35 protein-coding genes are annotated in these 26,571 nt (G+C 67.7%); 20 read left to right on the top strand and 15 right to left on the bottom strand.

Going from position 1 to position 26,571, the window contains the following annotated elements:
* Positions 1–11: 11 nt before the first annotated feature.
* Complete coding sequence (gene merA, locus ACIGKQ_RS18170; protein WP_005195274.1) at positions 12–1,448, bottom strand: mercury(II) reductase; 1,437 nt, start codon at positions 1,446–1,448, stop codon at positions 12–14.
* A 122-nt stretch (positions 1,449–1,570) separates the two neighbouring features.
* Here merA and ACIGKQ_RS18165 point away from each other — a divergent pair, with 122 nt between their 5' ends.
* The 7 genes from ACIGKQ_RS18165 (at position 1,571) to ACIGKQ_RS18135 (ending at position 6,348) form a co-directional block, all read left to right on the top strand.
* Entirely contained in the window at positions 1,571–1,957 is a 387-nt protein-coding gene (locus tag ACIGKQ_RS18165; protein ID WP_004018626.1) for a helix-turn-helix transcriptional regulator, read from the top strand.
* Positions 1,954–2,277: a hypothetical protein gene (locus ACIGKQ_RS18160; RefSeq protein ID WP_005180211.1), complete on the top strand. Its 324-nt coding sequence runs from the start codon at positions 1,954–1,956 to the stop codon at positions 2,275–2,277. The genes ACIGKQ_RS18165 and ACIGKQ_RS18160 overlap by 4 nt, the downstream gene beginning before the upstream one ends.
* A gap of 87 nt (positions 2,278–2,364) precedes the next feature.
* A complete protein-coding gene (locus ACIGKQ_RS18155) occupies positions 2,365–2,880 on the top strand; it encodes a hypothetical protein (RefSeq protein WP_005180213.1) in 516 nt (171 codons plus the stop codon).
* Entirely contained in the window at positions 2,880–3,242 is a 363-nt protein-coding gene (locus ACIGKQ_RS18150; protein WP_235194086.1) for a hypothetical protein, read from the top strand. Before ACIGKQ_RS18155 ends, ACIGKQ_RS18150 begins: the two co-directional genes overlap by 1 nt.
* Complete coding sequence (locus ACIGKQ_RS18145) at positions 3,239–3,784, top strand: cytochrome C biosynthesis protein (protein WP_235194085.1); 546 nt, start codon at positions 3,239–3,241, stop codon at positions 3,782–3,784. The genes ACIGKQ_RS18150 and ACIGKQ_RS18145 overlap by 4 nt, the downstream gene beginning before the upstream one ends.
* A 66-nt stretch (positions 3,785–3,850) precedes the next feature.
* Positions 3,851–5,230 (top strand): NAD(P)/FAD-dependent oxidoreductase, encoded by a 1,380-nt coding sequence (locus tag ACIGKQ_RS18140; RefSeq protein WP_075862409.1) that lies wholly within the window; start codon positions 3,851–3,853, stop codon positions 5,228–5,230.
* Between the two features lie 167 nt (positions 5,231–5,397).
* On the top strand, positions 5,398–6,348 hold the full coding sequence (locus ACIGKQ_RS18135; protein WP_005195278.1) for a site-specific integrase: 951 nt from the start codon (positions 5,398–5,400) through the stop codon (positions 6,346–6,348).
* 187 nt (positions 6,349–6,535) lie between these two features.
* Here the strand turns inward: ACIGKQ_RS18135 and ACIGKQ_RS18130 are convergent, their stop codons facing one another.
* The 4 genes from ACIGKQ_RS18130 to ACIGKQ_RS18115 form a co-directional block, all read right to left on the bottom strand.
* On the bottom strand, positions 6,536–7,444 hold the full coding sequence (locus tag ACIGKQ_RS18130; RefSeq protein ID WP_075862410.1) for a hypothetical protein: 909 nt from the start codon (positions 7,442–7,444) through the stop codon (positions 6,536–6,538).
* 19 nt (positions 7,445–7,463) lie between these two features.
* On the bottom strand, positions 7,464–7,667 hold the full coding sequence (locus ACIGKQ_RS18125) for a hypothetical protein (RefSeq protein WP_075862493.1): 204 nt from the start codon (positions 7,665–7,667) through the stop codon (positions 7,464–7,466).
* Positions 7,668–7,947: 280 nt separating this feature from the next.
* Entirely contained in the window at positions 7,948–9,111 is a 1,164-nt protein-coding gene (locus tag ACIGKQ_RS18120; protein ID WP_075862411.1) for a HEPN-associated N-terminal domain-containing protein, read from the bottom strand.
* A gap of 187 nt (positions 9,112–9,298) precedes the next feature.
* A complete protein-coding gene (locus tag ACIGKQ_RS18115; protein WP_262338805.1) occupies positions 9,299–9,637 on the bottom strand; it encodes a hypothetical protein in 339 nt (112 codons plus the stop codon).
* Positions 9,638–9,928: 291 nt separating this feature from the next.
* Here ACIGKQ_RS18115 and ACIGKQ_RS18110 point away from each other — a divergent pair, with 291 nt between their 5' ends.
* Entirely contained in the window at positions 9,929–10,783 is an 855-nt protein-coding gene (locus tag ACIGKQ_RS18110) for a DUF2690 domain-containing protein (RefSeq protein WP_158037435.1), read from the top strand.
* Between the two features lie 100 nt (positions 10,784–10,883).
* Here ACIGKQ_RS18110 and ACIGKQ_RS18105 read toward each other — a convergent pair whose 3' ends face one another.
* Positions 10,884–11,159 (bottom strand): hypothetical protein, encoded by a 276-nt coding sequence (locus ACIGKQ_RS18105; RefSeq protein WP_075862414.1) that lies wholly within the window; start codon positions 11,157–11,159, stop codon positions 10,884–10,886.
* A 241-nt stretch (positions 11,160–11,400) separates the two neighbouring features.
* Positions 11,401–11,931: a M15 family metallopeptidase gene (locus ACIGKQ_RS18100; protein ID WP_075862415.1), complete on the bottom strand. Its 531-nt coding sequence runs from the start codon at positions 11,929–11,931 to the stop codon at positions 11,401–11,403.
* 435 nt (positions 11,932–12,366) lie between these two features.
* Here ACIGKQ_RS18100 and ACIGKQ_RS18095 point away from each other — a divergent pair, with 435 nt between their 5' ends.
* Complete coding sequence (locus tag ACIGKQ_RS18095) at positions 12,367–12,921, top strand: hypothetical protein (protein ID WP_084813121.1); 555 nt, start codon at positions 12,367–12,369, stop codon at positions 12,919–12,921.
* A 16-nt stretch (positions 12,922–12,937) separates the two neighbouring features.
* Here ACIGKQ_RS18095 and ACIGKQ_RS18090 read toward each other — a convergent pair whose 3' ends face one another.
* Complete coding sequence (locus ACIGKQ_RS18090) at positions 12,938–13,639, bottom strand: helicase associated domain-containing protein (RefSeq protein WP_084813131.1); 702 nt, start codon at positions 13,637–13,639, stop codon at positions 12,938–12,940.
* 147 nt (positions 13,640–13,786) lie between these two features.
* Here ACIGKQ_RS18090 and ACIGKQ_RS18085 point away from each other — a divergent pair, with 147 nt between their 5' ends.
* The 7 genes from ACIGKQ_RS18085 (at position 13,787) to ACIGKQ_RS18055 (ending at position 18,454) form a co-directional block, all read left to right on the top strand.
* Positions 13,787–14,179: a hypothetical protein gene (locus tag ACIGKQ_RS18085; protein ID WP_058253264.1), complete on the top strand. Its 393-nt coding sequence runs from the start codon at positions 13,787–13,789 to the stop codon at positions 14,177–14,179.
* Entirely contained in the window at positions 14,176–14,928 is a 753-nt protein-coding gene (locus tag ACIGKQ_RS18080) for an RES domain-containing protein (RefSeq protein ID WP_075862418.1), read from the top strand. The genes ACIGKQ_RS18085 and ACIGKQ_RS18080 overlap by 4 nt, the downstream gene beginning before the upstream one ends.
* Positions 14,913–15,671: a helicase associated domain-containing protein gene (locus tag ACIGKQ_RS18075; protein ID WP_075862419.1), complete on the top strand. Its 759-nt coding sequence runs from the start codon at positions 14,913–14,915 to the stop codon at positions 15,669–15,671. The genes ACIGKQ_RS18080 and ACIGKQ_RS18075 overlap by 16 nt, the downstream gene beginning before the upstream one ends.
* Before the next feature lie 4 nt (positions 15,672–15,675).
* Positions 15,676–16,404: a helicase associated domain-containing protein gene (locus ACIGKQ_RS18070; RefSeq protein WP_075862420.1), complete on the top strand. Its 729-nt coding sequence runs from the start codon at positions 15,676–15,678 to the stop codon at positions 16,402–16,404.
* 168 nt (positions 16,405–16,572) lie between these two features.
* Positions 16,573–16,824: a hypothetical protein gene (locus tag ACIGKQ_RS18065; protein ID WP_396574623.1), complete on the top strand. Its 252-nt coding sequence runs from the start codon at positions 16,573–16,575 to the stop codon at positions 16,822–16,824.
* 209 nt (positions 16,825–17,033) lie between these two features.
* Positions 17,034–18,119 carry a DUF1524 domain-containing protein gene (locus ACIGKQ_RS18060; protein WP_075862422.1) on the top strand — a complete coding sequence of 362 codons (1,086 nt, stop codon included), beginning with the start codon at positions 17,034–17,036 and terminating at the stop codon, positions 18,117–18,119.
* Positions 18,120–18,247: 128 nt separating this feature from the next.
* The gene (locus ACIGKQ_RS18055) at positions 18,248–18,454 is read left to right on the top strand and encodes a hypothetical protein (RefSeq protein WP_044508856.1); all 207 of its coding nucleotides are present in this window, start codon (positions 18,248–18,250) and stop codon (positions 18,452–18,454) included.
* Positions 18,455–18,664: 210 nt separating this feature from the next.
* On the opposite strand, the gene ACIGKQ_RS18050 is transcribed toward ACIGKQ_RS18055, so the two are convergent.
* Positions 18,665–18,973, bottom strand: a complete 309-nt coding sequence (locus ACIGKQ_RS18050) for a hypothetical protein (protein ID WP_075862423.1) — start codon at positions 18,971–18,973, stop codon at positions 18,665–18,667.
* Positions 18,974–19,022: 49 nt separating this feature from the next.
* Between ACIGKQ_RS18050 and ligD the strand changes: the two genes are divergently transcribed.
* Positions 19,023–19,976, top strand: coding sequence for a non-homologous end-joining DNA ligase (gene ligD, locus ACIGKQ_RS18045; protein WP_075862424.1), 954 nt, complete (start codon positions 19,023–19,025; stop codon positions 19,974–19,976).
* Positions 19,977–20,073: 97 nt separating this feature from the next.
* Here the strand turns inward: ligD and ACIGKQ_RS18040 are convergent, their stop codons facing one another.
* Positions 20,074–20,286, bottom strand: coding sequence for a hypothetical protein (locus ACIGKQ_RS18040; RefSeq protein WP_058253254.1), 213 nt, complete (start codon positions 20,284–20,286; stop codon positions 20,074–20,076).
* Entirely contained in the window at positions 20,283–20,609 is a 327-nt protein-coding gene (locus ACIGKQ_RS18035) for a hypothetical protein (protein ID WP_058253253.1), read from the bottom strand. The genes ACIGKQ_RS18040 and ACIGKQ_RS18035 overlap by 4 nt, the downstream gene beginning before the upstream one ends.
* A 135-nt stretch (positions 20,610–20,744) precedes the next feature.
* On the opposite strand from ACIGKQ_RS18035, the gene ACIGKQ_RS18030 reads away from it, so the two are divergent.
* A complete protein-coding gene (locus tag ACIGKQ_RS18030; protein ID WP_058253252.1) occupies positions 20,745–21,062 on the top strand; it encodes a hypothetical protein in 318 nt (105 codons plus the stop codon).
* 163 nt (positions 21,063–21,225) lie between these two features.
* On the opposite strand, the gene ACIGKQ_RS18025 is transcribed toward ACIGKQ_RS18030, so the two are convergent.
* Positions 21,226–21,891 carry a hypothetical protein gene (locus tag ACIGKQ_RS18025; RefSeq protein ID WP_058253251.1) on the bottom strand — a complete coding sequence of 222 codons (666 nt, stop codon included), beginning with the start codon at positions 21,889–21,891 and terminating at the stop codon, positions 21,226–21,228.
* Positions 21,892–22,195: 304 nt separating this feature from the next.
* Positions 22,196–22,558: a lipoprotein LpqH gene (locus ACIGKQ_RS18020; RefSeq protein ID WP_058253250.1), complete on the bottom strand. Its 363-nt coding sequence runs from the start codon at positions 22,556–22,558 to the stop codon at positions 22,196–22,198.
* Positions 22,559–23,020: 462 nt separating this feature from the next.
* Here ACIGKQ_RS18020 and ACIGKQ_RS18015 point away from each other — a divergent pair, with 462 nt between their 5' ends.
* Both ACIGKQ_RS18015 and ACIGKQ_RS18010 read left to right on the top strand, forming a co-directional pair.
* Positions 23,021–23,446, top strand: coding sequence for an Rv3235 family protein (locus tag ACIGKQ_RS18015; RefSeq protein WP_222844772.1), 426 nt, complete (start codon positions 23,021–23,023; stop codon positions 23,444–23,446).
* A gap of 55 nt (positions 23,447–23,501) precedes the next feature.
* Positions 23,502–25,457: a MucR family transcriptional regulator gene (locus ACIGKQ_RS18010; RefSeq protein ID WP_139114233.1), complete on the top strand. Its 1,956-nt coding sequence runs from the start codon at positions 23,502–23,504 to the stop codon at positions 25,455–25,457.
* Between the two features lie 18 nt (positions 25,458–25,475).
* Here the strand turns inward: ACIGKQ_RS18010 and ACIGKQ_RS18005 are convergent, their stop codons facing one another.
* Entirely contained in the window at positions 25,476–26,036 is a 561-nt protein-coding gene (locus tag ACIGKQ_RS18005; RefSeq protein ID WP_058253247.1) for an RNA polymerase sigma factor, read from the bottom strand.
* Between the two features lie 20 nt (positions 26,037–26,056).
* Positions 26,057–26,500 (bottom strand): hypothetical protein, encoded by a 444-nt coding sequence (locus ACIGKQ_RS18000; RefSeq protein ID WP_058253246.1) that lies wholly within the window; start codon positions 26,498–26,500, stop codon positions 26,057–26,059.
* Positions 26,501–26,571: the final 71 nt, after the last annotated feature.

Below are 26,571 nucleotides of genomic sequence, written 5' to 3'. Positions count from 1 at the left end.
GTCCGACGGCGTCAGCCTGCGCAGCAGGACAGTTTGGTGACGTCGGTGGTGAAAGTCTGCGCGGTCAGTTTCAGCGCTTCGGCCATGGTCAGGTACGGCGCCCAGGTGTGGGCGAGCCGGTCGACGGTCAGACCCGCGGTCATCGCATAGGTGGCGGCGGTGATCAGGTCCCCGGCGCCGTCGCTGAGGGCGTGCACGCCCATGATCCGGCCGGTGCCGGCTTCGGCGACGATCTTGACCAGGCCGCGGGTGTCCCGGTTGACCAGCGCCCGCGGCACGCTCGACAACCCCAGCACCCGGCACTGGCAGGCCAGCCCGGCCGCGGCGGCTTGCGCGTCGGTCAGTCCGACCGAGGCGATCGCGGGGCTGGTGAACGTCACGCGCGGCACCGTGGTGTAGTCCAGGACGCGATCGGCACCGGCCAGGGCGTTGTCGGCGACCAGGGTGCCCTGCGCGGCGGCCACGTACACGAACTGCGGATCCCCGGCCACGTCCCCGGCCGCCCAGATGCGCGGATTGCTGCTGCGCTGGCGGTCGTCGACCACGACCGCGCCCCGCTCGTCGACGGCGACGCCGACCGCATCCAGGCCCAGCCCGGCGGTGTTGGGGCGGCGGCCGGTGGCCATCAGCACCTGCTCGGCCCGCAGCTCGGTGCTGGCGCCGCCGCCGGTGCGCACGGTCACCACCTTGTGCCCGTCGTCGGCGAGGACCTTCTCGACGGTGGCGGCGGTGAGCACGTCGATGCGCTCGTGGGCGAAGACGGCCTCGAGCGCGGCCGAGATTTCCGGTTCCTCACCCGAGGTCAGCCGGCTACGCGCGATCACCGTGACCTTGCTGCCCAGGCGGGCGAACAGCTGGGCCTGCTCGAGCCCCACATAGCCCGCACCCACCACGATCAGCGACTCCGGCAGCTGCTGGAGGTCCATGGCGGTGGTCGAGGTCAGATACCCGGCCTCAACGAGGCCGTCGATCGGCGGAGCCCAGGGCGCGGCACCGGTGGCGATCAGATACTGGTCGGCCTCGATCACCCGTACACCGCCCTCGGCGCGCGCGACCCGCAGCACGGGTGCCTCGGCGCTGCCGTCGAACACCGCGGTGCCGGAGACGATCTCCCACCCGTAGTCGGCGGCCAGGTCGACATACTTCTCCGCCTGCAGCTGCCCGACCAGCGCGTCCTTGCCCGCGATCAGGGCGGGGAAATCCAGCGGCACCTCGGCGGGGGTGAGCCCGGGGAACCGGCCCGCCGCCTCGGCGGCGTGGCGGGCCTCGGCGGCGGCCAGCAGCGCCTTCGAGGGCACACACCCGACGTTCACGCACGTGCCCCCGACCGTCCCGCGCTCCACCATCACCACCCGTTTGCCGAGGTTGACCGCGGCGATGGCGGCGGCGAACGCCGCCGAGCCGGAACCGATGATCGCCAGATCGGCGCGGGAATCTGTCAAGGTCACGAGGGTGCCTCCTGGTCGGGCAACCGCTGAACCGACAACGGCTGCTATTCGTGTTGACGAATATCTACCGGAACCATATTATGCGTTTATCCGAATAGTTCAAGTCTCGTGGAGGCGATCCCATGGCCCGGTCCACCACCGCCACTGTCACCGTGCCCGGTGCCGAGTCGGCGTGTACGCATCTGGATACGACGGCGAAGTTTTTTCGCGCCCTGTCGGATCCGACCCGGCTCAAGCTCCTCGAATTCATCCTCGCCGGGGAGCGCACCTCCGCCGACTGCGTCGAACACGCCGGCATCTCGCAGCCCCGGGTGTCGGTACACCTGTCCTGCCTGGCCGACTGCGGGTATGTCCTCGCGCGCCGCGACGGGAAGAAACTGCGGTACTCCGTGGGTGATCCGCGGGTAGCTGACCTGGTGATGCTGGCGCGGTCGCTGGCGGCCGACAACTCCGCCGCGCTGGGCTGCTGCCCGCGCATCCCCGCCGCGGACGGTAGTGGGCGGCGATGAACACACCCGACAACAAGGCGATGAACACACCCGACAACGACTCGGGCGGGTTCGGTGGTCTGCTCGCAGTGGCCGGTGGCGTGCTGGTGATGGTCGCCTGCTGCGCCGGTCCCGCCCTGATCGCCGGCGGCGTGCTCGCCGGTCTCGGCGGTGTCTTGACCAGCCCGTGGCTGCTTGCCGCAGGCGTGCTGGTCGTGGCCGCCGCCGTCGGCTACACCCTGCGGCGCCGCGCCCGTAAGGCCACGGGGTGTTGTCCGCCCCGACCCGGATCCCCTCGGTCGGCTCCGGCCGACCGCGACCGGACGGAAACCCCGGCATGACCGTCTCGAACTCTGACACCCCGATGAGCGGTCGCGAGACCGCGCTGACACTCCCTCGCCCCCCGCACGAAAGGCCACTGTCCTCGAATGGCCACTCTGCCACGCTTTCGCCGCCCCGCCCTCGCCGCCGCCGCGCTGGCGCTGTCCGCAGCCCTGGCCCTCACCGGGTGCACCTCGACCGACACGACGGCGCAGGATCCGGTGGCGCCGGTGCAGGTCGACACCGTCACCGGCACCTCCATCAGCGTGCCCGGTGACAAGCCGACCGCGTTGTTCTTCTTCTCCGTCGGCTGCGGCGAATGCGTGGGCGGCGCGAAATCGGTGGCGCAGGCGGCCGGACAACTCGGCGACAAGGCGTCGTTCGTGCTGGTCGACATGGATCCGGGTGAATCCGCGCAGACGGTGGCCGGGTTCCAGGACTTCACCGGCACCCAGGCGCTGCCCGCCGTGATCGACACCGGCGCCACCCTCACCACACGACTCTCGGTGGCGTCGCTCTCGACGCTGGTCGTGGTCGATCCGGCGGGCAAGGTCACCTACCGCGCCACCGACCCGTCCGCCGACCAGATCACCACCGCACTGCGCGACGCGGGAGCGGCGTGATGGGCGGACTGCTGGCGCTGGCGTTCACCGCCGGGATGCTCGCCCCGGTCAACCCGTGCGGATTCGCGCTGCTGCCCGCCTGGATCACCCACACCCTCGGCGACACCACCACCGACGCGTTCCCGGTCCGCATGGCGCGCGCCCTGCGCGCCGGGACCGCGCTCACCCTCGGATTCGCGGGCACCCTCGCCGCGGCGGGCCTGGCCGTCAGCGCCGGCGCCCGCGCGCTCATCGCCGCGGCCCCCGCCTCGGCCTGGCCGTCGGCGCGGCGCTGGCGGTGCTCGGGCTGGTCATGCTCACCGGCCGTGGCCTTGGCCTGCGCCTGCCCCGCCGCGCTCAGCGCCCGCCCCGCGCATCGATGACCACCACCGGTATGGTGGCCGCCGGTGCCGGCTATGCGGCCGCGTCGCTGTCGTGCACCTTCGGGGTGCTGCTCGCCGTGATCGCCCAAGCCCAGGCCACCGCCGGATGGGCAGCGCTGCTGGTGGTGTTCGCCGTCTACGCCGCCGGGGCCGCGACGGTCTTGCTGCTGGTCAGCCTCGCCACCGCCGCGGCGGGCACCGCTGCCACCCGCTACCTCGCGGTGCTCGCCCGCCACGGCACCCGCATCACCGCCGTCGTGCTCGTCGCTACCGGCGCCTACCTCGTCTGGTATTGGTGGCCCGCCGCTATCGGCAGTACCGGTGGTGCCGCGATGGGCTCCACCGCCTGGTCCGCCGCGGTGAGCATCTGGATTCAAAACCACACCGGCACGGTCATCATTCTCGCCGTGGCGGCCGTGGCCGCCACGCTTGCCGCCACCGTCGTTGCCCGCAACACCCGGGCCCGACACCGCGACGCCACCCCCGACAACGACTGCTGCGCCCCCGCACCCGCCACAATCGAGGAGAAACACGCGCGCTGACCGCGCCGACCGGTCGACTGCCGTACCCCTTCCAGAGCGATTCGATCGAGGAAAGGCACCGAGCACATGAGCGAACGCTACGACACCCTGGTACTCGGCGGCGGCATGGCCGGCCTGCCGCTCGCGCTGCGCGCGGCCCGGCACGGCCGCGTCGCGTTCGTGGAGAAAGAACTGCTCGGCGGGACCTGCCTCAACCGCGGCTGCATCCCCACCAAGACCATGATCGCCTCCGCCGCCGTGGCGCACCAGGCGCGCCGCGCCGCCGAATTCGGGGTCCGCCTACCCGGACCGGTCACCGTCGATTTGGCCGCCGTGGTCGACCGCAAGAACACCATCGTCGACTCCATCCGCGCGGGCTCCTACCGCACCGTCGAGAAATCAACGGACCTCGACTTCTACCACGCCACAGGACATTTCACCGCACCCCGCACACTCACCGTCGACGGCACCGACCTGACCACCGACCGGATCTTGCTGGTCACCGGCACCCGCAGCACCATCCCCGCCATCGACGGCCTCGACACCGTCCCCTACTTCACTTCCCGCACCCTGCTGGACCTCACCGACCTGCCCTCACATCTGCTCGTCGTCGGCGGAGGCTACGTCGGCTGCGAGTTCGCCCAAATGTTCCGGCGATTCGGCTCCGAGGTCACCCTCATCCAACGCGCCGACCGGCTGCTCCCCGGCGAGGACCCCGACATCTCCGCCGCCGTCAGAGAGGGCATGACCGCCGACGGCATCACCGTGCTCACCGGCACCACCTGCACCGCGGCCACCGGCACCACCGGGAACATCCGGCTCGGCTGCACCGGCAGCGAAGCCGACGACATCACCGGCAGCCACCTGCTGATCGCGACAGGACGCACCCCCAACAGCGACAATCTCGGCCTCGAGTACCTCGGTCTCGAACCCGACCCACAGGGCTTCCTCACCGTCGACGCCTCCCTGCGCACCGACGCCGAAAATGTTTGGGCGCTCGGCGATCTGCGCGGCGGGCCCATGTTCACCCACACCGCCCGCGACGACGCCGACATCGTCTACCGCACCATATTCCGAAGCCAGGACCGCACCACAACCGGGCGCATCGTGCCTCACGCGGTGTTCACCGACCCCGAAGTCGGCGCCGTCGGGCTCACCGAACCTGCCGCCCGCGCCGCCGGCTACGACGTCGTCGTCGGGCGCCAGGACTTCACCGGCGTCGTGAAAGCCCGCGCCATCGGCAACACCCGCGGCCTGGTCAAATTCGTCGCCGACGCCGCCACCGACCGTATCCTCGGCTGCCACATCGCCGGACCCGACGGCGGGAACCTCGTTCACGAGGCCGTCATCGCCATGACCACCGGCGCCACCTACACCCAACTCGCCCAAGCCATCCACATCCACCCCACCCTCGCCGAAGCGGTCAACACCGCCGCCGGCGGCGTCCACCGCGAAATCGGCGCATAGACACCCCATGAGCATCGCCCGGTACTCGGGTGAGGCCATTTTCCGACTGCCACGGATAACACCCTGTTATCTGTAGCATCATGACATCCGGCCTGCGCCGACTCCGCTCCGGCGGTGCGCGACGCGGACCTGTTATCTGCGGCAAGCCCAGTGAGGGAGGTACCACCGTGCCGTCCGGGATCACCGTCCGCGCCGCCGGCGACAGCTTCCTCGACTCGATCGGCTCCCCGAACACCCGCCGCGCCTACGGCATCGCCGTCGACAAGACCACCGCCACGCTCGGCGAGACCCGGCGGCTGGCCGACGTCGCCGACGATGAGATCGGTGAAACCCTCGAAACCCTGTGGGGCTCCTCAGCAGTCAACACCTGGAACGCCCGCCGCGCCGCGGTCGCGTCGTGGCTGGCGTGGTGCCGCGAGCACGGCCACACCGCCCCGGCGGTCCCGGCCTGGGTGAAACGCTCCACTCCACCGGACTCCACCACCCCGGTGCACTCGCGCACCGCGATCGACCGGCTCATCGCCCGCCGCGACATCGACCTCCGGGAGAAGACGCTGTGGCGGATGCTCTACGAAACCTGCGCCCGCACCGAGGAACTGCTCCAGGTCAACATCGAGGACCTCGATCTGGCCGGGCGGTGTTGCCCGGTGAAGTCCAAGGGCGCCAAGCCCCGCACCCGCCGCCGCGGTGCCACCTACCACGAGTACGCGCACGAGCTCGTGTACTGGGACGCGGGCACCGCCCGGCTCCTGCCACGCCTCACCAAGGGCCGCACCCGCGGACCGCTGTTCGTCACCCACCGCCGACCGGGCCCCGGAAAGGCCGCCGCCGACCGGGACATCTGCCCCGACACCGGGCTGGCCCGGCTGTCCTACGGCCAGGCCCGCGCCGTGCTGGATGCCGCCACCGCGACGAATGGGCCCGGCACCGGTTGGGATCTGCACGAACTTCGGCATTCCGGCCTGACGCATCTCGGCGAGGCCGGTGCCAGCCTGGTGGAGCTGATGGCCAAGTCCCGCCACCGCAAACCCGAGAACCTACGCCGCTACTTCAAACCCTCACCGGCAGCCATGCGCGGCATCACCAGCCTCATCGGCCCCGACCGCAGCCACCGATAGCGGCCACCAACAAGAGCGTCCGTCTACCCGCTGACCAGGCACTACGCGAACTTCGTTGTTTTTTGCGCCATTACTACCGTGACCCCAACAAGCCGAACTGATCCGTAGCCACCGCCCGCAACTTCGAAACCCGTGCCGCCATGCAGCAATAATAGCAACGGGGCCGGTGCGTCGACGGCCGTCGGCATTACGCCTCGAACACGCCATCCAGGTAGCTCAAATCGAGCTGGGATCGCATATCGACAAGGGTCCCGTCGTAGTCGAACGGTTGTGGGTGCGTCCACGTCTTGGTGTCCATTGACACCAGTGAGCCTCCGTGGGCGGTGTCGACGTAGGACACGTTGGGGCCGACGAGACTTCGATACATCTCCTGGACCGCGAAGTGGGTGGGAAACTTGAGCCCAGGGACCAGTGCTCGCCCGTTGCGGATCGCGGGGGGAATGCAGGCGAGGTTGCTCGACACCGCGCCGAGGTAGCTCTCGAAGCCGCTGTAGTGCAGCTCGCGGGCGATCATCGTGTTGACCCTGAACTCGGCGGAGATGATCACCACCGGTCCGGCGTGCAGCGCGCTGAACCACGACACCCCTCCGTCGGTCGAGCCGGGCTCGGTCTCGAAGCGCATGAAGTCGAACTGTGTGCCCGGGTAGGTATCTAGGGTCAGGATGAGGTGCGTTCCGAAGTCTCGAGGCTGCCCTGTTCTCGTGAACCTGATCTGGCGACGGTGCTCGACCGGTACGTCGAACCTCGGGCCTGTCTGCGTTGCGAGTGCGCCGACGATCGTCGCCCAGTGGGCCAGCCGGAAAAGGTCTTTCGGGGGCGGAGCGCCGTGTCCTCCCATGAGGGCTTTGATGATAGGACCAACAGCCCTCTCGATCGGTTCCATCCAGAGTCGATTGCAGGGGCCACACAGCTTTTTGACGTTCATTTCACGAACATCACCTGTGTAAATGAGGTCTTGTACGAGCCCCCCAGCGATGCTCGACGCCGCCAGAGTCACCTCCGTGGACTCATTCGGAAGCGCTGCGCGGATGTCCTTATGGAACAGGTGCGCGCGGGTGAGCTTGGCATCAGTTCCGCAGAAAAAGCACTCGGCCATCTCTCCCTACCGTCGTTTTCTACTCCGCCAACAAGTCCGAGACCGGAACGCCGAAGTGGTCGGCCAGTCTGTAGAGCGTGGAGAACTCGATGTCGTCACGTTGCGGATGATCCCAGCCGTTGAGAAGGTTGTTGTCGATCGCCTGCACGACTCCACGGACCTGGAGGTCGGTGAGACCTGAGAACAACTCCGGCCAGCGGGCGATCCACCGTAACTCAATCATCGCCACACCCACTACTCGCCGGCACCCTCGTCGAAGCCGAGGGCACGAATGTCCTGAGCCTCGGGAATGCGAGCCCGCGCAATAAGGAAGCATACGGCCGCTCCCGGACAAAGCACCACAGCGCCGTACACCAACGTCGTGCTGCGTCCGTTGTTGAGGGCCGCTGCGGTAGCACCGCATACGACTGTGATTGCGGCACAGGTCATCGCGACCCGTTCAACAACATGTCAGTGGGCATGATTGGAGCCGACGTTCGTTGGGTCTGCGCGCGATTCGGTCGTCAGACTGCTTGATGAATGATCGTCCGGTGGTCGAGTACGAGCCGGGTGTCCGGTGTCTCGTTCCCGCGGTCCGCACACTCCTCTGGGGTCACGAACAGCACGCAGCAGTCGACATCATCGACTGCTGTTGACCGCCACAGGATGCCGTCGACGGGACCATGTGGGAGGCCGTAGCGCAGGAACTCGGTGATGATCTGGGTCGGGATGTAGGTGACGTCATCGGAGCCACCGGGGCGGGTGGGTTCACCGATGGACTTGATGAACTCCCGCAGAAACACAGTCGCCGGCCTCCGGTCCCGGTCCGCTGCGTTGAACAGGGACGGAACGGGCGGCGGGGTACGCAGATCGAGTACCCGCACTCCACGGTGGAGCGCGAACTCGCCGACGCTGAGCCCGCTTCCGGGATCGGCATACTTGCTCACCTCCCCGACGGCACCGGCACGCGTCGAGGCGCCGTAGAGCGCACTGATCCCCGCCGCCGTCATACGGTTGCTACGCGCGTACTCCGACGGCGGTGGACCAATGTCGGAGGCGGTCGCGAACGTCTCCCCGGCGTTGCCGACCCGCGCACGCCACCAGGTGCCACCGGCGGGTTGGTCGATGACCAGATCGGCGAGTTGGACGGCTCTGGTGACGGCGGCGGGAACCTCGTGCACCAGATGCATCCCCGGCTCGTCTTCCTCGGCAGGATCGGGCAACAGGAACGTGTAGCGGCGCCGCGTCCGTACCTCCTCGCGAAACCGGTTCCAGCTCCACGCCAGGCCCATGCCCACCGGGGGCATGGCGAGATCGCGGTCGCACCACTCGGTGGTGTGGACGCTGCGCGCGATCTCCTCAATGACGGCGTGATCGCTGCTGACGTCGTTCTCGTAGAGCAGTTCCTCGGTGTCCTGCATCGCGGCCTGATACCCGCCTTCGCTGGAGTCGTAGTACGCCTCGTTGATCGGGTCGGTGTACTCAGTCCTCAGGCCGTCGACGACCAGCTCCAGGACGACGTCGAGCGACGCCGCGGGTCGCCGACCGCAGAACGTGCACGGTCCGACCGAGGTGTCAGCGGCGTGATGGACCGACTGCTTGAGGATCGGGTCGTCGAGGCACTGCGAACAGACAACAGCGTCAGAGTAGGACCAACCCTGCTCCATCATGTGCTTGGCCATACCCATGTCATAACTATCCCGCGGCCCATCGTTTCGCGCGAACGAGCGCGGCGGGCCGGCCATCGCTCGGCACCGTCGTCGACAACGAGGATGAAGTCCTGCTGTTCGGTCTCGCCAGGTACTACGGCCGCGCGCCGTACGGCCACCCCGTTCATGGCGGGTGGTCGCACGGCGCGGGTGTCCGGGGGCAGGGCTACATGCGGATTCCGAAGATGGCTTGCATGCACCACTTCATCACTCCAGCCCCGACGGGGCCGAGCCGCGGAATCCACGCTTTGGCCGCCGAGATCGCGCCCGAGGGGCCGCCGAAGGTGAAGCCGATGACGATCGGGGCGGCAGCGACTCCGAATCCGCCCAGGCAGCCGGCGAAGCGTGCAGTGTCACCGGCGACACTCACCTGGTGGCGACCTGAGTCGGCCAGCAGCGGACTCGGCTGCGCGTGGGCGGGGGCCAGCTCTGTCGCGGGCGCCGTTGATGCGGGCGGGGTCGCGGAAGGCTGGGCCATGGCCGGGGAGCTGGCGGCGAAGGTCATCGCCAACCCTAGGAGCAGGGAAATTACGATGGTGACCGTAGGCGAGAGGATACGCCGCGGCCCCAGAGGGGAGGGTGCTTTCGATGACATGTGCGTGCTCCGTTCGGGGTGTGGATGGGTGTATGCCCTCTCGATCTGAGGCGTCCGGCCGCCCGTCCGCACCTGGACGGACAAGCTCGGATGATCTGCGCTCGTCGTCCAGTCCGGTTCGGTTGCCGCAGCCGAGCCTGGACGGTCAGATCGAATGACCGACACCCAACGTGCACCGTGGAAGGACTATGTGATGTGGCGATGACGTCATCGGCGGACGACGAACTCTCCGACCAGCCCCCTGCCTCATCGGACCCAGACGACGAATACCGCGCGGCCGTGGCAGCGTTCAAGACCGAACTCAACGCGTTCCGTAAACGTCATCCGAACTCCAGCTTCGAAGCGTTGGAGAAGACTGTGGCCCGACGTCATCCTCACCTGACAGTGGGCAAGACCACGCTGAATGACGCGACTCGCGCTGATCGGCCGCTGCCCACGCCGCGCACGCTGACCGCCATGGTGATGGCGTTGACAGACGACCCGGCCGAGGTGGCTGACTGGCAGCAACGTCTCGCCGATCTCACCCCGTCTGCGGCCCCGTCTCCGCTCGCACCAACAGAGCTATCGACTACCGGCGGCTACCCAGGCTGGCGACAGCGGCGGTGGTTGCTCGTCGTTGCGATTGTCGCTGTGCTGATCGGCAGCAACGCGGCCACCTTCTTCATCACCCGCCATATGTCGACACCATCGCCGCCTGCTGTTCGCACCGGGGACAACCCCATCGCGACCGACTGCGTGGCGGACGCGCGCCCTGCCGCGAACAGCACCGACAACCCAGCCTTCTTGCTCGAGTTGATCTTCTCTCCGAGCTGCGACGCCGGGTGGGGGCGGATCACCCGCTTGGCCGGCGCCGACACCAACAACATCTTGTCGGTCACCATCTACCGCAATGCAGACCCCTCCGGACCATCGCGCCAGCTAGCCACCGAACCCGACACCCACTCGGCGTTCAGCACTCTCCTCATCCGCGACAACCCCACCGACCGACTCTGTGTCACTGGATGGGCCACCATCGACGGCCAGCGCACCGACAGCCCCACTCCCCTATGCATTTGAAGACGTCTCGAGCGGCTGGGGTTTGGGAGTAGGACGCCGTACGACCGCGCCCCGCCAACTGATGCGGTTGGCGGGGCGCAATACACAGTCGGGCAGGAGATCACCAGGTGAGCTGCGGCTGTTTCGTCGGAGCCTGGTAGGTGTCGAACTGCCAGCCCTTGAAACCCCGCGCGCAGGCCGTTGCGCCCAGGCTCGAGTTTTGCGCGAGGACCGTGTTGCGCCACGCGTCGCATTCCACGAAACCTGTGTAGGTGTAGGTGGTCGCCTGCGCGGGTGACGCAGCGAGCCCGCCGACGACCACGGACGCACCGATTCCGGCGGCGGCGACGGCACAGGCGACCACTGAGGCGCGCATTCTCTTCTTCGTGATGTCCATAGTGACCTCTTCTTGGAGTGTGTGTGATCGCTACACAACGTGATTGGTTTCATAAGCTGCCGAAAGGTGGGCGCCTGTAGTGACCGTCGATGCGTCGATGCTCACCCTCGTCGACCGCGTACGGGGCGGGCGACATCGGCTACGACGCAGTGCTTGTCATCGGACGAACCCGATCGGCACCCGAGCAGGTGTCTAGTTCTGACGAGATCGGCGCCAGCAACGCTCAATGCTGCGCTGGCCGTTACCTCACTTCGAAGTGCGGATCGTCAGGGAGGCTGGACCATTCTCCGCCCCAAACGATTTGACCGCCCGTGCTGGCTAGCTTGGCGCGAATCTTGCCGGTCTGCTCGGGGGTGAAGGTGCCCGAGAAGCCCTGCCCGCCATGAATTTCGAGGTTGAGATCCACGGCGGTGCCGCTGCCGTGGTTGGAGTAGGCCGTATTCGTCGGCGGGACGAGTGCCGGTTCGGCCCATGACCAGTCGTCACCGTTGCCGAGAGTGATGGGCTCGACGTTGGCGTCGAACCAGGTGACGAACTCGCGGAGCAGTTCGGTGGGCTTACCGGGGGCGGTCCAGAAATTGACCCCGTTAACGGCCCATTGGGTGGTTTGGGCCTGAGTGATGAGAGGGTACCCATTTTGGGAGGTCCCGGCGGCGGCAGCGCCGGCGCCGAGGATGGATGCGCATCCAACGACAAGCGCCGAACTGGCGGCCAGGAGATGGGTGCGGAGGCTGCGGGTGGGCAGCGTGGAGCGAGAGTGACTGGACGGCATCAGTCAACCTTTCGATTTGATTGTGAACGTGCGGTTCTCAGCAGACCCGCGCCGACGGCAACCAGCAGGGATCTGCAGCAGAGAACCTATCGCAAACAGTACCCGTAACTGTCCACCTCAAGGTCTGCGACCGCGGACTATCCGTATACCGTCGAGTCGAAGAGTCCGGGAGTACGTCAGTTTTCGCGCTGTGAAGTCCCTGGCGACCGACCGCTTGCGGCGGGTTAGGCTACGCGCGTGACCATGCCGCCACCTGGTCCTGGCCATCCCGGTTACGGGTTCCAGGGCCCGCCCGGACAGCCCGGGCAGCATCCGCCGAACGCCGGCTTTCCGGGACAGGGAGTCCCGTACGGCGCGCCTGCGCCCTATCCGGGAGGTGTGTACCCGCCGCATCCCGGTGGTCGGCCACCGAATAAGGGCCGCAAGGGATTATGGTTGCTCGCCGGGTTCTTGGGGTTCGCGACGGTGCTGGCCTTGATGATCGCGGTGAGCGTGGCCCTCGAGGACCCCAGCGACTTCGAGAACAACGTCGCCAACACCACCGAAGTGGAGGTCGGTGACTGTTTGACGGTAGGCGAACTCGCCGGGGAGCTTGAGGTCGAGACCGTCGACTGCAGCTTCCGAGGGTTTCATTATGCAGTCGCGGAACGGGTGCAGACCCGAAACGGTTGTGGCACTGAGTACGCCGCATTCTGGTATGAGGAACGCCCGTACGCCGGCGCCCGCCCGCGCATCGCGGAAGTACTGTGCCTTGCCCCGGTGTACCGGCAGGGGCTGTGCTACTCCGAACCGCCAACGGATGTGCCAAATCCGTTAACCAAGGTGAACGAGGTCGACTGTTCAAGGGTGACGCTGGTCCCTGGCGGTACGAACTACTTCAAGGTCGAGACCAAGGTGGCCGCGGCTCCGGAATGCACAGAGGGACAGGTCGAGTACTTCGCCGCGAAGCCGACACCGGCTGGATACTGCTTGACGTACTTCGAGCCTTAGACCATCCGCCGCGCGGCTAGTACGCAGTCGTAGAGCCCTCTGCGCCGTGATCGTGAGGCACGGGCGGCCGGGGCGAGGATCGGAGGTTCCACTGCCAGTCGGGGAACTCGGTTTCGAGCTGGGTGATCCGGTCGGACGAGAGTCGGTGTCGTCGGTACTCGGTGCGGCGTTTGGCCACCCAGGCGCCGATCGGGAATCCGTCGATTGTTGCATCGCGGGGCGGTGAGCTGGTGCCGTGTGCGGCGGCGTAGCGGTGCAGGTGATCGAGGCCGACGTGGAACGGTGGTCGAGCCCGCAGGGTCCACTGCCAGTCGGGGAACTCGGCTTCGAGCTGGTGGGCGTGTCCAGGTGGCATTTGTCCGGCCCGGTATTCGGCGCGGCGGCTGGCGACCCAGGTACCGATCGGGAATCCGTCGATGACGTCGTGGCGGCGGGCGTTGCTGGTGCCGTGGAGGGCGACGTAGCGACGCAGGTGGGTCACGCCGGCAGCGAAGGTCGTCCGGGCATTGGTCTTCCATTGCCAGTCGGGGAATTCGGATTCGAGTTGCGCGATCCGCTCCGCGGGCAAGACGCCACGACGGTAGTCGGTGCGGCGGGTGTTGACCCACCGGCCTATCGGGAAGCCGTCGATGACGTCCCGCTGGCGCGGGTTGCTGGTGCCGTGCACGGCGACGTACCGATGTAGATGGGCGATACCCTCATCGAATCGGCTGGTCACGGTCACCTAGTGTGCCTGTCGCTGGCAGCGGTCGGCCACCCACCCGAAGTCCTCACCACGACCACCAACGGGTCGCGGCGAGCATTACTTCTGGCGTCTAGCTGTCACACACCGTGGGATCTATACTGGGATCGAGAGGTGATCACCATGACAGCAGCGCATCCCCGGCCAGACCTGGCCGCCTACGCCGAAGCGGCACGTATGTCGCAGCCCGAACTCGTGGCTGCGTTGCGCGATCTGCTCGGCGCGAAGCTCGTGGCCTACCTGGGGCGGGTGAGCGAGACCCGAGCGGTACGGCAGTGGGCCGAGGGCACCCGCACCATCGCCAACCCCGACGACGTCGAACGGCTCCGGATCGCCTACCGCGCCGCCCGCCTGATCACCGAACGCGACACCCCCGCCGTCGCCCAAGCGTGGTTCCAGGGCCTCAACCCGGTCCTCGACGACCGGGCGCCGGCGTTGCTGCTGCGCGACGGCGAGCTCGCCGACGTCGGCCCCCAGGTGCTCAACGCTGCCCGCCAGTTCGCCGCGGTGGGATGAACCAACCCCGCACGTCGACGGTCGGCACCCCGCACGGTCCGATCACCACCAGCATCCAGGTCGCCGCGCCCATCTATCGGGTCGGGTACGCGCCGAGTCCGTGGGAGTGGACGCCGTGGGAGTACGCCACCGACGGCCGTTTCGCCGGCCGCTGGGATGACCCCGACGGGGTGTGGCGCACTCTGTACTGCGCCGGCACTCCCTTGGCCTGCTATCTCGAAGTCCTCGCGTTCGCCCGACCCAGCCCGCAACTGATCGCCGAGCTCGACGACATCGTCGTCGACGAGGAAGACGAGCAGGACTATCCCACGCTGCCGCCCGGGTGCGTCCCGCGATCGTGGTGTGAGGCACGGATGCTCGGCCACGGCACCCTGACCGGACGGTTCGCGGTGCCCGCCGACCCGGACAGCCTCGCCACCCTGCGGACGGTGTTTCGGCCGCTCGCGATCCGCTACGGGCTCGATGACCTCGACACCGCCGCGTTGCGGGACGGCCGGCCCCGCGGCCTCACCCAAGCCATCTCCCGTTGGCTCTACGCCCTCACCGACCACGGACAGGCAGCAGTCGACGGGATCGAGTTCGACTCCCGCCACGGCGACCAGCTACGCATGTGGGCGCTCTACGAACGCGCCGCCGACCCCGACATCAGCCCCCACATCGACGTGGTCGACCACTGCCCCATCGACGCCGCGGATCCACACCTGGCCCGCGCCCTGACCCTCCTCGGACTCAAGTGGACCCCCGCATAGACCGACCTGAAACAGGCTGTGCCGCAACGCCGAGCGAGGATGAGGCTGGCTCGACCAGCCGTGGTAGTGCCTACGACCGTCTCTTCGACACCGGGATCGCCCACCTGCACCGCTACGTCGCCATGCATGGTTCCAGCTCACCTCCCCGCGGCGCGACGATCGACGGGTTCGCGATCGGTCAGTGGGTCGTCAACCGCCGTGCCGAGTACCGGCGGGGCCAGCTGTCGCCCGAGCGGATCCGCCGCCTCGACACCGAGTTCCCCGGCTGGGTGTGGAATGTGCGTGAGGCGATGTTCGACGTCGGCGTGACCCATCTGCGCAGGTATGTCGCCGTCCACGGCACGAGCAACGCCGGAGAAGGCGATGTGGTCAACGGTTTCGAGATCGGCACCTGGGTCGCGTCCCGGCGCGCCGACTACCGCAGAGGCCGACTGTCGGCCGAGCGGATCGCGCGTCTGGAGTCCGAGTTCCCGGACTGGCAGTGGCTGCCGCAGGACGAAGCCTTCGCGGCCGCATTCGAGACCGGACTGTCCCACCTGCGCCGCTACGTTGCCGCCCACGGCACCAGCCAAGTCCCTCAGCGGGATGTGATCGACGGGTTCCCTATCGGTACCTGGGTCGCCACGCGCCGCGCCGACTACCGCAAAGGCCGATTGTCGGCGGAGCGGATCCGCCGCATCGAAACCGAGTTCCCGGACTGGCGGTGGACGGTACGACCCGCCGCCACGAGCAACCGGCGGTGACACCGTGCCCAGCGAGCACGACTCCCCGACCGCTGGCCGTCGCCGTGCGGACGAGCGGCGGTTCGACGCCGGGATCGCGCACCTACACCGCTACGTCGCCGCGCACGGTTCGAGCTCGCCGCCCCGCCACGCGACGATCGACGGCTTCGCGATCGGCGGCTGGGTCGACAACCGCCGCACCGACTACCGGCTCGGCCGGCTATCGCCCGAGCGGATCCGCCGCATCGAAACCGAGTTCCCCGACTGGCGGTGGAATGTGCTCGATGCCGCCTTCGCGGCCGGGATCGCACACCTGCGCCGCTACGCCGCTGCACACGGCACCAGCAACCCCCGCCAGCACGACGTCATCGACGGGTTTCCGATCGGCCAGTGGGCGGCGAACCGTCGCGCCGACTACCGCACAGGCCGACTAACTGCTGATCGAATCGCGCTGTTCGACAACGAGTTCGCGGACTGGCAGTGGAACCCCCAGGACGCGGCATCGGCCGCCGCGTTCGAGGCCGGCGTCGCGCACCTGCATCGGTATCGGGCCGTGCACGGCACCAGCAGCCCCAGCCAGCGGGACGTGATCGACGGCTTCGCGATCGGCCAGTGGGTGGCCAACCGTCGCGCCGACTACCGTCGGGGCACCATGCCAGCCGACCGGGTCGGCCGCCTCGAGGCCGAGTTCGACGACTGGCGATGGACAGGCCACAACCGACCTGGTGTTCGTCGCGGCGCTGGGGAGCGATGAGGAGATGCGGTGAACCTTGCTGCGGCAGTAGCGGAACGGGTGGCAGCGAAGGCGGCACAGCCTCCTGCATGCGACGACGTCGCTGTAATGGCCGCGTGGGCTGTCGGGGACTGTGTGTGCGTGGTGTTTCGTTCACGCCTGGTCAGTGACCCGGCGAAGGTGTTCGGCGTGATCTACGACCTCGACTTCCACCCTTCGGATGCAGGACCCGTCACCGATATCGAGGCTGCCGCCTATCACATCCTCGCGTTCGAGGTCATCGAGCCGCACCCCTATCCCCAGGTGTTCGCCACCGGTAACGAAGCTATTCACTGGCGGGTGATGTCGGCGCGGGAACATGACCTACTGGCCGTCATATCGCAGCTGCCAGACGTCGGCGCTGTGGGCGATCAGGGCATAACGATCCGAGGCCGCTCCTGATCCGACACAGCAGCCCGCCGGGCTGAGGCAACGGGTTCAAAACCCGGCCAGTGTCAGTTCGAGTACGGCCGGCGGCACTGAAGCAAACGTGGGACGGGATTGTCCGGTTCGGTAACGATGTCCGAGTGGGCTGCTATAGGTAGTTGACATTCGATCGGCCATTGCGCGCCGATCGCCGCTTGTGTGAAAGGCTCTCCCGCTCAATGGCTATGCCCCCGCTCCCCCCTGCCGTCTCCTCGTCAGAGCCGCCGGCCACCCCTTCACCTCGCAGGACTCGATCCCGGGTCCTGGTCGGCAGCTGCGCGGCTGCGCTGGCCCTGGCGCTGGGAGCGTGCGGGACGACCGACACCGTGACCACCGAGCGTGTCGCTGACACCTCGACGCTGCCTGCGACGAAGACGTCCGCGGTCGCGGCGTCGGAGGTGTCGCTGCCCACCGCGACGCCGGTCGTCACGGTGTCGGCGGCACCGGCCGCGAACAAAGCGCTGGCCACGCTGGACACGCTCGAGGTGAAGGGTCGCGCACCCAAGACCGGGTATGACCGGGATCTGTTCGGGCAAGCTTGGACCGATGGCGTGAACGTCGACAGCGGCCACAACGGCTGCGACACCCGCAACGACATCCTGCGCCGCGACCTCACCAACATCGTGCTCAAGCCCGGCTCCAACGGCTGCGCGGTGCAGTCCGGAACACTCGCCGACCCCTACACCGGCACCACCATCTCGTTCGTGCGTGGCCAGCAAACCTCGTCGGCGGTGCAGATCGACCACGTCGTCGCGTTGTCGGATGCATGGCAGAAGGGCGCCCAGCAGCTCTCCGCGGCTCAGCGAGCGGACTTCGCCAACGATCCGCGCAACCTGCAAGCCACCGACGGCCCCACCAACCAGCAAAAGGGCGACGGTGATGCCGCGACCTGGCTGCCGCCGAACCGTTCCTACCGCTGCACCTACGTCGCCCGTCAGGTCGAGGTCAAAGCTGCCTACCAGCTGTGGGTGACCCAGGCCGAGAAGGACGCCATCACCCGCGTTCTCGGTAGCTGCGGCGCCGCGGTGCCGGCACCGACGACCCGCCAGGTCCCCAACACCCGGACCTCGACGGCGACACCGATCCCGGAACCGACCTACACGCCGCCGACGACGACCTACACCCCGCCACCTGCGGTTGAGGCGCCGGCGTCGGTCTACTACGCCAACTGCTCGGCAGTCCGCGCCGCGGGCGCGGCCCCGATCTACGCCGGGCAACCCGGTTACAGCAGCAAGCTCGACCGCGACGGCGACGGCGTCGCCTGCGAATAGACACCCCGCCATCCCCCACGCCGTCACGACGGTCCTTTCGGAACGTCGTGACGGCGGTCTAGGCTGCGGGCGCGGCACCTTCCCGGGGTGTTGCGAACCCTGTCGTCGAGAACTCTCAAGGAGTGGTCATGGCTGGAATCGCAGACAAGTTCGACAAGGCATACGAAGACAAGTCGCTGGCCGAGCTGGCCGATGCGCCGGTCGCGGCGCTGCAAGGCGTCAGCGACGGTGACGCCGAAAAGCTCCAGGCGGCGTTCAACATCAAGACCGTGCGTGACCTGGGCACCAACAAGTTCTTCCTCTGGGCCCAGGCGGTCGCCAAGCTCGCCGAATAGACCGGCCAGCTGCGCGGAATACCGCGGGTGGGGCCACCGTTGACTCGTGCGACGGTGGCGGGCTCATTGCCCCGGGCCTCACCCCTTTCCGCCGCTGCGTGCGGCCACTCGCCGAGAGGCGCACTGACCGGCACCGTCCATCTACACACTGAGGCCGTCGACCCACTCGGGTCGGCGGCTTCAGTCGTCACCAGCAGCGCGTGTGTGCAGTCACCGCGGGATGACGGTGCCCTCGGGGAGGTCGTACTCGGCGAGGATCACCTCGTCGCCGTAGACGGGTGGGAAGTCATCGCCGGGGATCTGTGGGACGGCAAACATGAGTTTGAGGAACAGGCCGGGGTCGGCTCCGTCGAAGGCGCGCAGGGAGATCCACGGCCGGGTGCCGAACGGGTCATCGACGTGGCCGTCCCATCCGCCGAGCTGGTCGAGATAGTTGGCGAGGGTGCGGCCGGGGTAGCCGAATCGGGCTGCGTAGTTGATCGCTGTGGTCTCTGCGGTGATGCGTACGCGTTCGATCACGGCCTGAGGATAGACACCGACCGGTCGGTGAGCGAGGACAGTGGAGCGTATGGCTTCCATGGCGCCGATGCTCGCAACTGCGGGTCCTCCCCCGTCGGGTTCGGGCTGGTCGTGGGAGATGAAGTTCGATGGCCAGCGCTGTGTCGCCCGAGTCGCTAGCGGGAAGGTGTTGCTGTTGAGCCGCAACCTCAGCCCGATCACCTCGACCTACCCCGAGATCACGGCCGCCCTGATGAACGCCAGTGGCGGCCGCGACGTCGTGGTCGACGGTGAGATCGTGGCTCTCGACGCCGACGGGCGGCCGTCGTTCTCGCTTCTGCAACGACGCATGCACACCCCGCGGCCGGGCCGGCGGCTGCTCACCGATGTTCCGGCGGCGTTCTATCTGTTCGACGTCCTGGAGCTCGACGGCTCCGACGTCGGACCGCTGCCCTACTTCGAGCGCCGCGAACTGCTCGACACCTCGCTCACCAGTATCGGCGCGGCGCAGGTCACCCCGTACTGGCCTGACAGCTCCGCCGAACCGATGCTCGAGCTCGCGAGGACGTTTGGCCTGGAGGGGGTGGTCGCCAAGCGAGCAACGTCGAGATACGTGCGGGGGCAGCGGTCCCCGGCGTGGGTCAAGGTTCCTCTGCGGCTCAGCGCCGAAGTGATCGTGTGCGGGTGGACCGGCGGCCCGGCGATGGTGCGGTCGCTGCTGGTCGGCGGCTACCGATCCTCGGGTGAGTTGGTCTACCTCGGGGAGGTCGGTACCGGGTTCACCCAGCGGCACCGCCGCGAGATCGCTGAACGACTGGCGGCGATAGCGCGCCCCGAGCATCCGTTCACCACCGAGCACTCGCCCACCAGGATCAGAAACGTGCGGTGGGTGCGACCGGTATTGATCGGCACCATCGAGTACCGCGAGCTCACCCGCCGGCTGCGACATCCCTCGTGGAAAGGCTTGCGCACCGACAAAACCCCGGACGAGGTGATCTGGCCCGAACACGACACCCAGTCCTGACTACTCGGACGTCGACTCGGTCACCTGCACAACGCAACCACGATGGCCCTGTGGCAACCGACCCGCCGGGGAGGGCGGCAGCGCAGCGCCAGCGGAGTCAGCTCGTGGCTTCTCCGAGTCGATCGACCTGTCCGCCGACCTCGTCGGCGTACGCCTGGGCCTCGGTCGCCTCATCGTCGGTGTAGACCCGGACGTCTGCCGCCCTACCGGGCGGCCGCACGATCAACGTCAGCTCGTCGATCGCGACGCGGCCGCGTTTGGGTGCGACGCGATTCGTGGGCCCGGCCCCGGCATCGTTGTTCTCGGTCATCGCTCGGCGGCGTCCTCTCGCGGTTGCAGCGCCTCGGGTGGCACCCACATCGTGATGACGGCCGACGAGACGTGGTTGGCGCTTTCGACCGGCATCTGACAAATACCGCGCCACAATCCATTTGAGACCTGCAACCACGCCAAGAGGAGCGCGGGCATGGTCGGTTCGATACGGGCACCGGAGGCTCGCACCCGCAGCGAGACTCCCCCGCCGGCGGCATATGACCGTCCGCAGGACGGGTCAGCGATCGCCATGTCGATCAGCACGGGCCTGGGCGGGTCGACCACGCGTAGTGTTCGGGTGTCGGGCCAGCGATCGAACATGCTCACAGTTTAACCCAACGGGTCGAATGGGTGTTCGATGCTCGTGTAGTTTGTACGGGTAGGCGGGGGTGTGACCGGAAGGGAAGTCCGGGACCGTACGCACCCCCGCCGTTCCCGCGGCTGGGAGGTGAATCGGTGGATGCGCGACCACGGTTGCACGTGACCCAACGTGCCATCCTCACCGAGGACGACAGCGGTGTCTGGACGGGCCGGTATGGCGGAGAAAACTGGTCTGTGACAGCGGATTCCGAAGAGGGCGCTCTCAGACGTCTGCGCGAGAAGCTTGAATCCCTCCTCGACGAGGACGAGCGCACCGCACGCATCATCTCCCTCGGGGAGCAGGCCGCCCAGGGCAGCTACACCGAAGAGGGTTTCGAGGCGCGTCTCATCAACCAGGAGGCCTACGAGGATCGGATGATCGAGGCGATAGAGACCGACTTCGACCAGGACTGACCCGTGACGTCTGCCTGCCTGACGGCCCTCGCCGGTGATGCAGCGGTGCACCGACACCGCAGACCTTCGCCCCAGCACTGGTTCATCACGCGACCTGCTGAAAGGGCGTGACGGTCCGGCCTGTCGAACCGCTCGACAGGGGCCTCGCGGCGAATGCCCGGGATCAGATTGCGCCGCTGCTAGCCGCGAACACCGCGGCGTAGAGGACTGCCACAGTCCGGGATGCTTGCTCGCGGACAGCGCTGTCGGGGTCGTAGAGGTAGGCCTCGACCGTGCCGATGAGATGGACGGGGGTCGGCCGGAACCGTCGGAGGCAGGCTATCGCTGTCGCCCGCACGCTGGGATCGCTGATTTGGTCGGCAACGAGATGCACATCCTCTTGCTGGCCATGCTCGGTCAGGAACTCAAGGATCCCCGATCGACAAACGCCCAGTGTGCGGTCTGCTGCGAGCCTCGATAGTTCGTCGCGATGATCGCGGGATGCCAACTCCCGCAGCGCTTGCGCCGCTTCGGTCAAGACTTCAGCGCTCACTGGTGGCTGAAGGTGAAACTGGTCGATGAGCGCCTCGGCGGCGCCGCAATCGCGGACGCCGGTGCTGGCCAGCAACCGGCAGAGATCGATCCGGAGTTGATCGACCTCGCTGCTGTCGGTGAACCCAGATCGTTCCTCGATATGGCGCAACCAGTCCACGAGAACGCGCGTGGGAGAGGACATCCGCCGCGTGTCGGCTACGCCGAGGTGTCCGTGCGAGTGTGGCGAGGGATCGGCGTGTGCGAGGTCGGCGGCGAGGCGCTGGTAGACGCGCTCTCGCTTCGACAGCGCGGTCACATCGGGCCTGTCGATCGGCGGTCGATGTTTACCTGCGTGGGTGACGCGGGAACGCATCCTGGCATCGCGAGTCCTTACCCGTCCGGAGCCGCCGCGGATCGGCTGGCTGTTCGGAGGGTCTGATGCAACTGGGCTGCCGAGATGTTCCGACCGACCGACCAATCGGCCGGATAGGCCTGGCCCACGGCGTCGGTGGGACGGCGCTGCCAGGTGCTAGAGCTGATCACTGACACGCCGGAAGCCGGTGATGCCCGCGGAGTCGATCACTGCCCGCGATAGCGGGCGACCCAAGGCTTGTGCGGTGTCAGTTGCAAGTTGCCGAGAGCTCGAATTGCTTGGTGATAGGTACGGCGAGATCCCAGCTTTCCGCAGTCCCGCGAACCGTGATACGGGAACCGTCCTGGTCGACAGCTTCGACTGAACCCTTGCCCTGCTTGGCGGTGTAGAGGACCCCATCGAGTCCGAACGACACCCTCACGAGTTTTGGTGGATTGCCTGGCTGGAGATCGGCACTCAGCCCAGGCTGCCCGTCGGTGGGGTCCTGTCCGGTGATGCTGATGGAATTGCTCTGTCGGTAACACATGAACTCAGACGGGTCGATGCCTGGGAGTGGTTGGCCATCGACAGTGGCGCTGAGTTCGGCGTAGGGGATGTCGATCTTGGACAACTCCGGTCGCGTATCCGCGGTTTGGGAGGCATCGGATTCCGAACATCCGGCTATTACGAGACCGACACAGGATGCCACCAGGAGTGGCACCACGAAACGCTGACGGCTAGCCATATTCTGTCTCCCCCTGGGCTGGTCGTGAGGCACACGATCTGCTTGCTTGCTGCGGGACTGTACCGGGCGAACCCGCGAGGGGAAGGCGCCGGACCGCCGCGGCGCCGGTCGGTCACATACCGCCGGGGTCAGTAGACGGAACCCACCGGCTGGAACTAGGCGGGGTGGTTGCTGCAACACATCAGCATGCAGCCATTGATTCGAGGATCATCCTCGACAGGGAGATCCCTGCCGCCGCACACCCGAGGGCGGTCGGCGTCTCCACACGCTTCTGTGCGCGCGGCGGCTCCGAGCGGCACCGTCCGAGTGCGAGAACCGCTCGCACACAGTGATAATCGGTCACTGGCGATGTCGTCGGCTGTATGGGAGGCCCACCGATTCTCGGTTGCCGTCATGCAGCTGGTGTGCGAGGTGATCGGCCGCCAGCGAGGAACGTCTCGTCTTGGCGAGACGGTGACCCCGGCGATCGCGGACCAGATCGCGGTACTGGTCCGTCACGACGCCTTTCATATCGCGAAGACGGTTGCCGCGACAGCCAGTAGGGCCCAGAGGTCCTCGATCGGGCCATCGGTGCATCGCCTCCACGTACAGCTGTGTGACCCCTGCGGCGCCGAGATCTTCGGTTCCGTCACCACGGACGGCCAGGTGCGGCCATTCGCCGCCCGCGTCGAGCGCAAGCCATGTCGGATACGTGCCGCCGCGCGGCCGGGCAGCCGATCCACTCTGGGCCGTGTCGCCTATCGGTGGCAGCTGGTTGCCCTCGAGTTCTGCTGATTCGACGGCTGGCGTTGACATCTGTCATCGGCTCGGCGTGACCTATCCTTTCCCGGTGGTTGCGCAGTCGTCGGTGTTGGCTCGGAGATGGGCCGATTCTGCACCGTTGCGTGCCCAGCAGTGGGGCCTGATTACCAGCGCCCAACTCCAGCGCCTCGGCGTCAACGGGTCGAGTCAGCTTCTGCTGCGGCGCAGAGGATTGCTGGTGTCGGTGGCCAGAGGTGTGATGCGGGAACCCCGCCCGCCGGCGGACGACCTGCTGGCCGTAGCCCAGCTGGCCTGGGTGTCGGCAGCGCCGGGTTCGGCTCCGGAGGAACGGCTCTCGGCCGCGCGGCCAGACTATGTGGTCACCGCGTACACCGCGCTGGCCCTGCATGGACTCGCCGCTCCGCCCGTCGAGACGCTGCCGCTACTGGCTGTCACCGGGCGCTTCCAGCACCGGCAGACCGCCACCTACGCGATCGTTCCTCGCCGGGCGGAACTGTCGTGGGATGACGTGGCGGTTCTCGACGGACTGCCCGTCTTCACCCCGGCCGCGGCGATCCGCGATGTCGCCGCGCACGGTGGCGCCCGATTCGGCGACGACCTGGCCGACTACTTCACTACTATCGCCGGGGCTGCGGCCGACCGCCCCGATCAGGCCGCCATCGACGCCGCGATCGCGGCCACCGGTATCCGCCTGGACGCCCCGTCACCGTCATCTCCCCTGCCCCCGCTGCTGGCTCGCAAATGGGCCGATACCGCGGCGCTGCGGACGGCCCAGTGGGGACTGATCACCAGCGTCCAGCTCCAGCAGCAGGGCGTGACCCGCAGCGATCACGTGAAGCTGCGCGACGCGGGCCTGGTGGTTCCGGTCGCCAACGGCGTGATGCGCGAAGCCGACCGTCCCGGTGAGGGCGCCCTTGCTGCGGCGCAGCTGGCCTGGGTAGCGGCCGTACGGGATTCGACCCCTGCTCAGCGGCTGTCGGCGCCCCGTCCTGACTGTGTGGTCACCGGCACGACCGCCTTGGCCATCCATGGCCTCGGCCAGCCCGGTCAGGGACTGCCGCAGCTCGCGATCACCAAGGCACCGAAGAACGGGGGACGTACGACCACGACCGCCCGATATCTGGGCCGCTCGACGGCGTTGTCGTGGGACGACGTCGACATCGTCGACGGCCTGCCGGTGTTCACCCCGGCCGCGGCGATCCGCGACCTGGGCCAAGACAGCCGTGGTCGGCTTGTCGATGACCTCGCCGGTTACTTCGCTGACATCGCCATCGCTGCTGCTAACCATCCCGATCGCGACGCCATCGTGGCGGCGATCGCGGCGTGCGGCGCCCGCCTGCGTACGGTGGTCTGCGATGCGCGCGCCGTCCTCGACCGGGTCTACCGCACCGCGGGTGTCTCCGACGACCTGTTGGCGGCCACCATCTGGGGCGGCCAGTGGCAGCGGCGCTTCACCGCCGACCGGGTACAGCACATCGTGGCTACTGCGCTGTCGGTCGCCGTCGACACCATCGCCGGCCGGGCCGGAGACGATCTGTCCACCGCCCTGGTTTACCTGTTGGAACGCAACGGTCAGGCGCGTAAATGTGTTGTGGCCGACTGTGAATGGTGGGCGGTGGAACAAGACCGCTGCTCCGCGCACGCGATCCAGCGGCGACGCGAGCGCGTGCTAGCCGACCCCTCAGGCGTCGATTCTTCCACCACGGCGACTCCTCGCCGGTCAGGACATGGCTGGTGGGGCCACATCGACGACGACGGCGAGACAATCGCGTGCCATGAATGCGGTGAGCGTTTCCGTGCGCTGACCCGCACCCATCTGGAAACCCATGACCTGACCGCCCGCGAGTACAAACAGCGCCACGGCATCGAACAGCGCATCGGGTTGGTCTCCACCGAGGTTCGCGAGCGGCAGCAGCACCAGGTCGCAACCAACTCCCGATACTCGGAGCGGTTCCGCCGCAACCCGAATGCGCCACGCCTGACCGATCTACCGTCAGCCCTTCTCGAGGACCAGTCTCGCTGATCGATGTCTCGTTCGACGCTATTGGCCTGTCGCGGCGGTGGTGTCGCGTAGCAGGTCGGCGAGTTGGGTGCGGGCTCGGTTGAGTCGGGATTTGACTGTCTGAACACCGACGCCCTGGTGGGCGGCGATGTCGGCGTAGGTGAGATCGCCGAATTCACGCAGGACCACGGCTTCTCGGAAGTCCTCAGGTAGCTGTGCGAGTGCGTCGCGTACCGCGTCGCGCAGCGCGATCTGATCATCAAATGCTGACTGGTGGGTGTCGTCGACGAGTTGGATCGGCTGGTCGGGGTCGGTGAAGTCGGTGATGGTGGTGTTGGCTTTGCGGCGCCGCACGACCATCAGGGCGTTGTTCGCGGCCACCCGGTGCAGCCAGGTGCTGAACTTCGACTCACCGCGGAACTTGTGTAGGTTCTGCCACGCCGCGACGAGGGTGTTCTGCAGGGCGTCCTCGGCGTCGTGGGGGTTGGAACAGATGTTGAGGCACACCGCCCACACGTGCGTGCGGTGAGCGCCGACGAGCTCGGCGAAGGCGTGCTGGTCGCCGTTACGTGCTTGCAGCAGCAGACGTGCTTCGTCCATCAACTCCCCCAACCCGGTTCTCAGATGTCGTCGTGCGTGTCGTGGGCACTGGGATGCGGGTCTTCGACACCGGCGTCGGCGAGGTCGACACTCCCACTGGGCTCGTCGGCGGGCGGGAGCTGTCCTTCCTCGGCGGCGTCTTGGGCGGCGTGGGCGATCGGCGGATCAGCCGGTGCCTCGCTGGGCGGGCTGTCGGGGGTGTCGTCACCCAGGTCGATGTCCTCGTCGAGGTCGGCCGGCGGGGTGTCGTCCATGTCGGGGACGGTGTCGGGGTCGGCGACGGCGGCCGGGTCGAAGGCTGCCTGCAGCGCGTTGTCCCACACTCCCGGCGGGAGGTCGGTGGTGAGGGTGGCGGGGTCGATGCCGAGTGACGCCAGAACCGGCGACGGTTCGTCCTCCTGCATGTGTTGACCTCCGTTTCTGGTGAGGTGGTCGCCGACGAAGGTCGCCGTCGGCCCGGTCACCAGGTGAGATGTTACGGCCCACCCTCGGTGTTCCCGACCAGGTCCCGACAGCTGTGATGTAATCCTCCTCG

The organism is Gordonia sp. NPDC062954 (assembly GCF_044543825.1).
In the GTDB taxonomy this organism is placed as follows: Bacteria; Actinomycetota; Actinomycetes; order Mycobacteriales; family Mycobacteriaceae; genus Gordonia; species Gordonia tangerina.
Note: the sequence above shows the minus strand (reverse complement) of the source record. Positions and strands in the feature narration are given on the sequence as shown.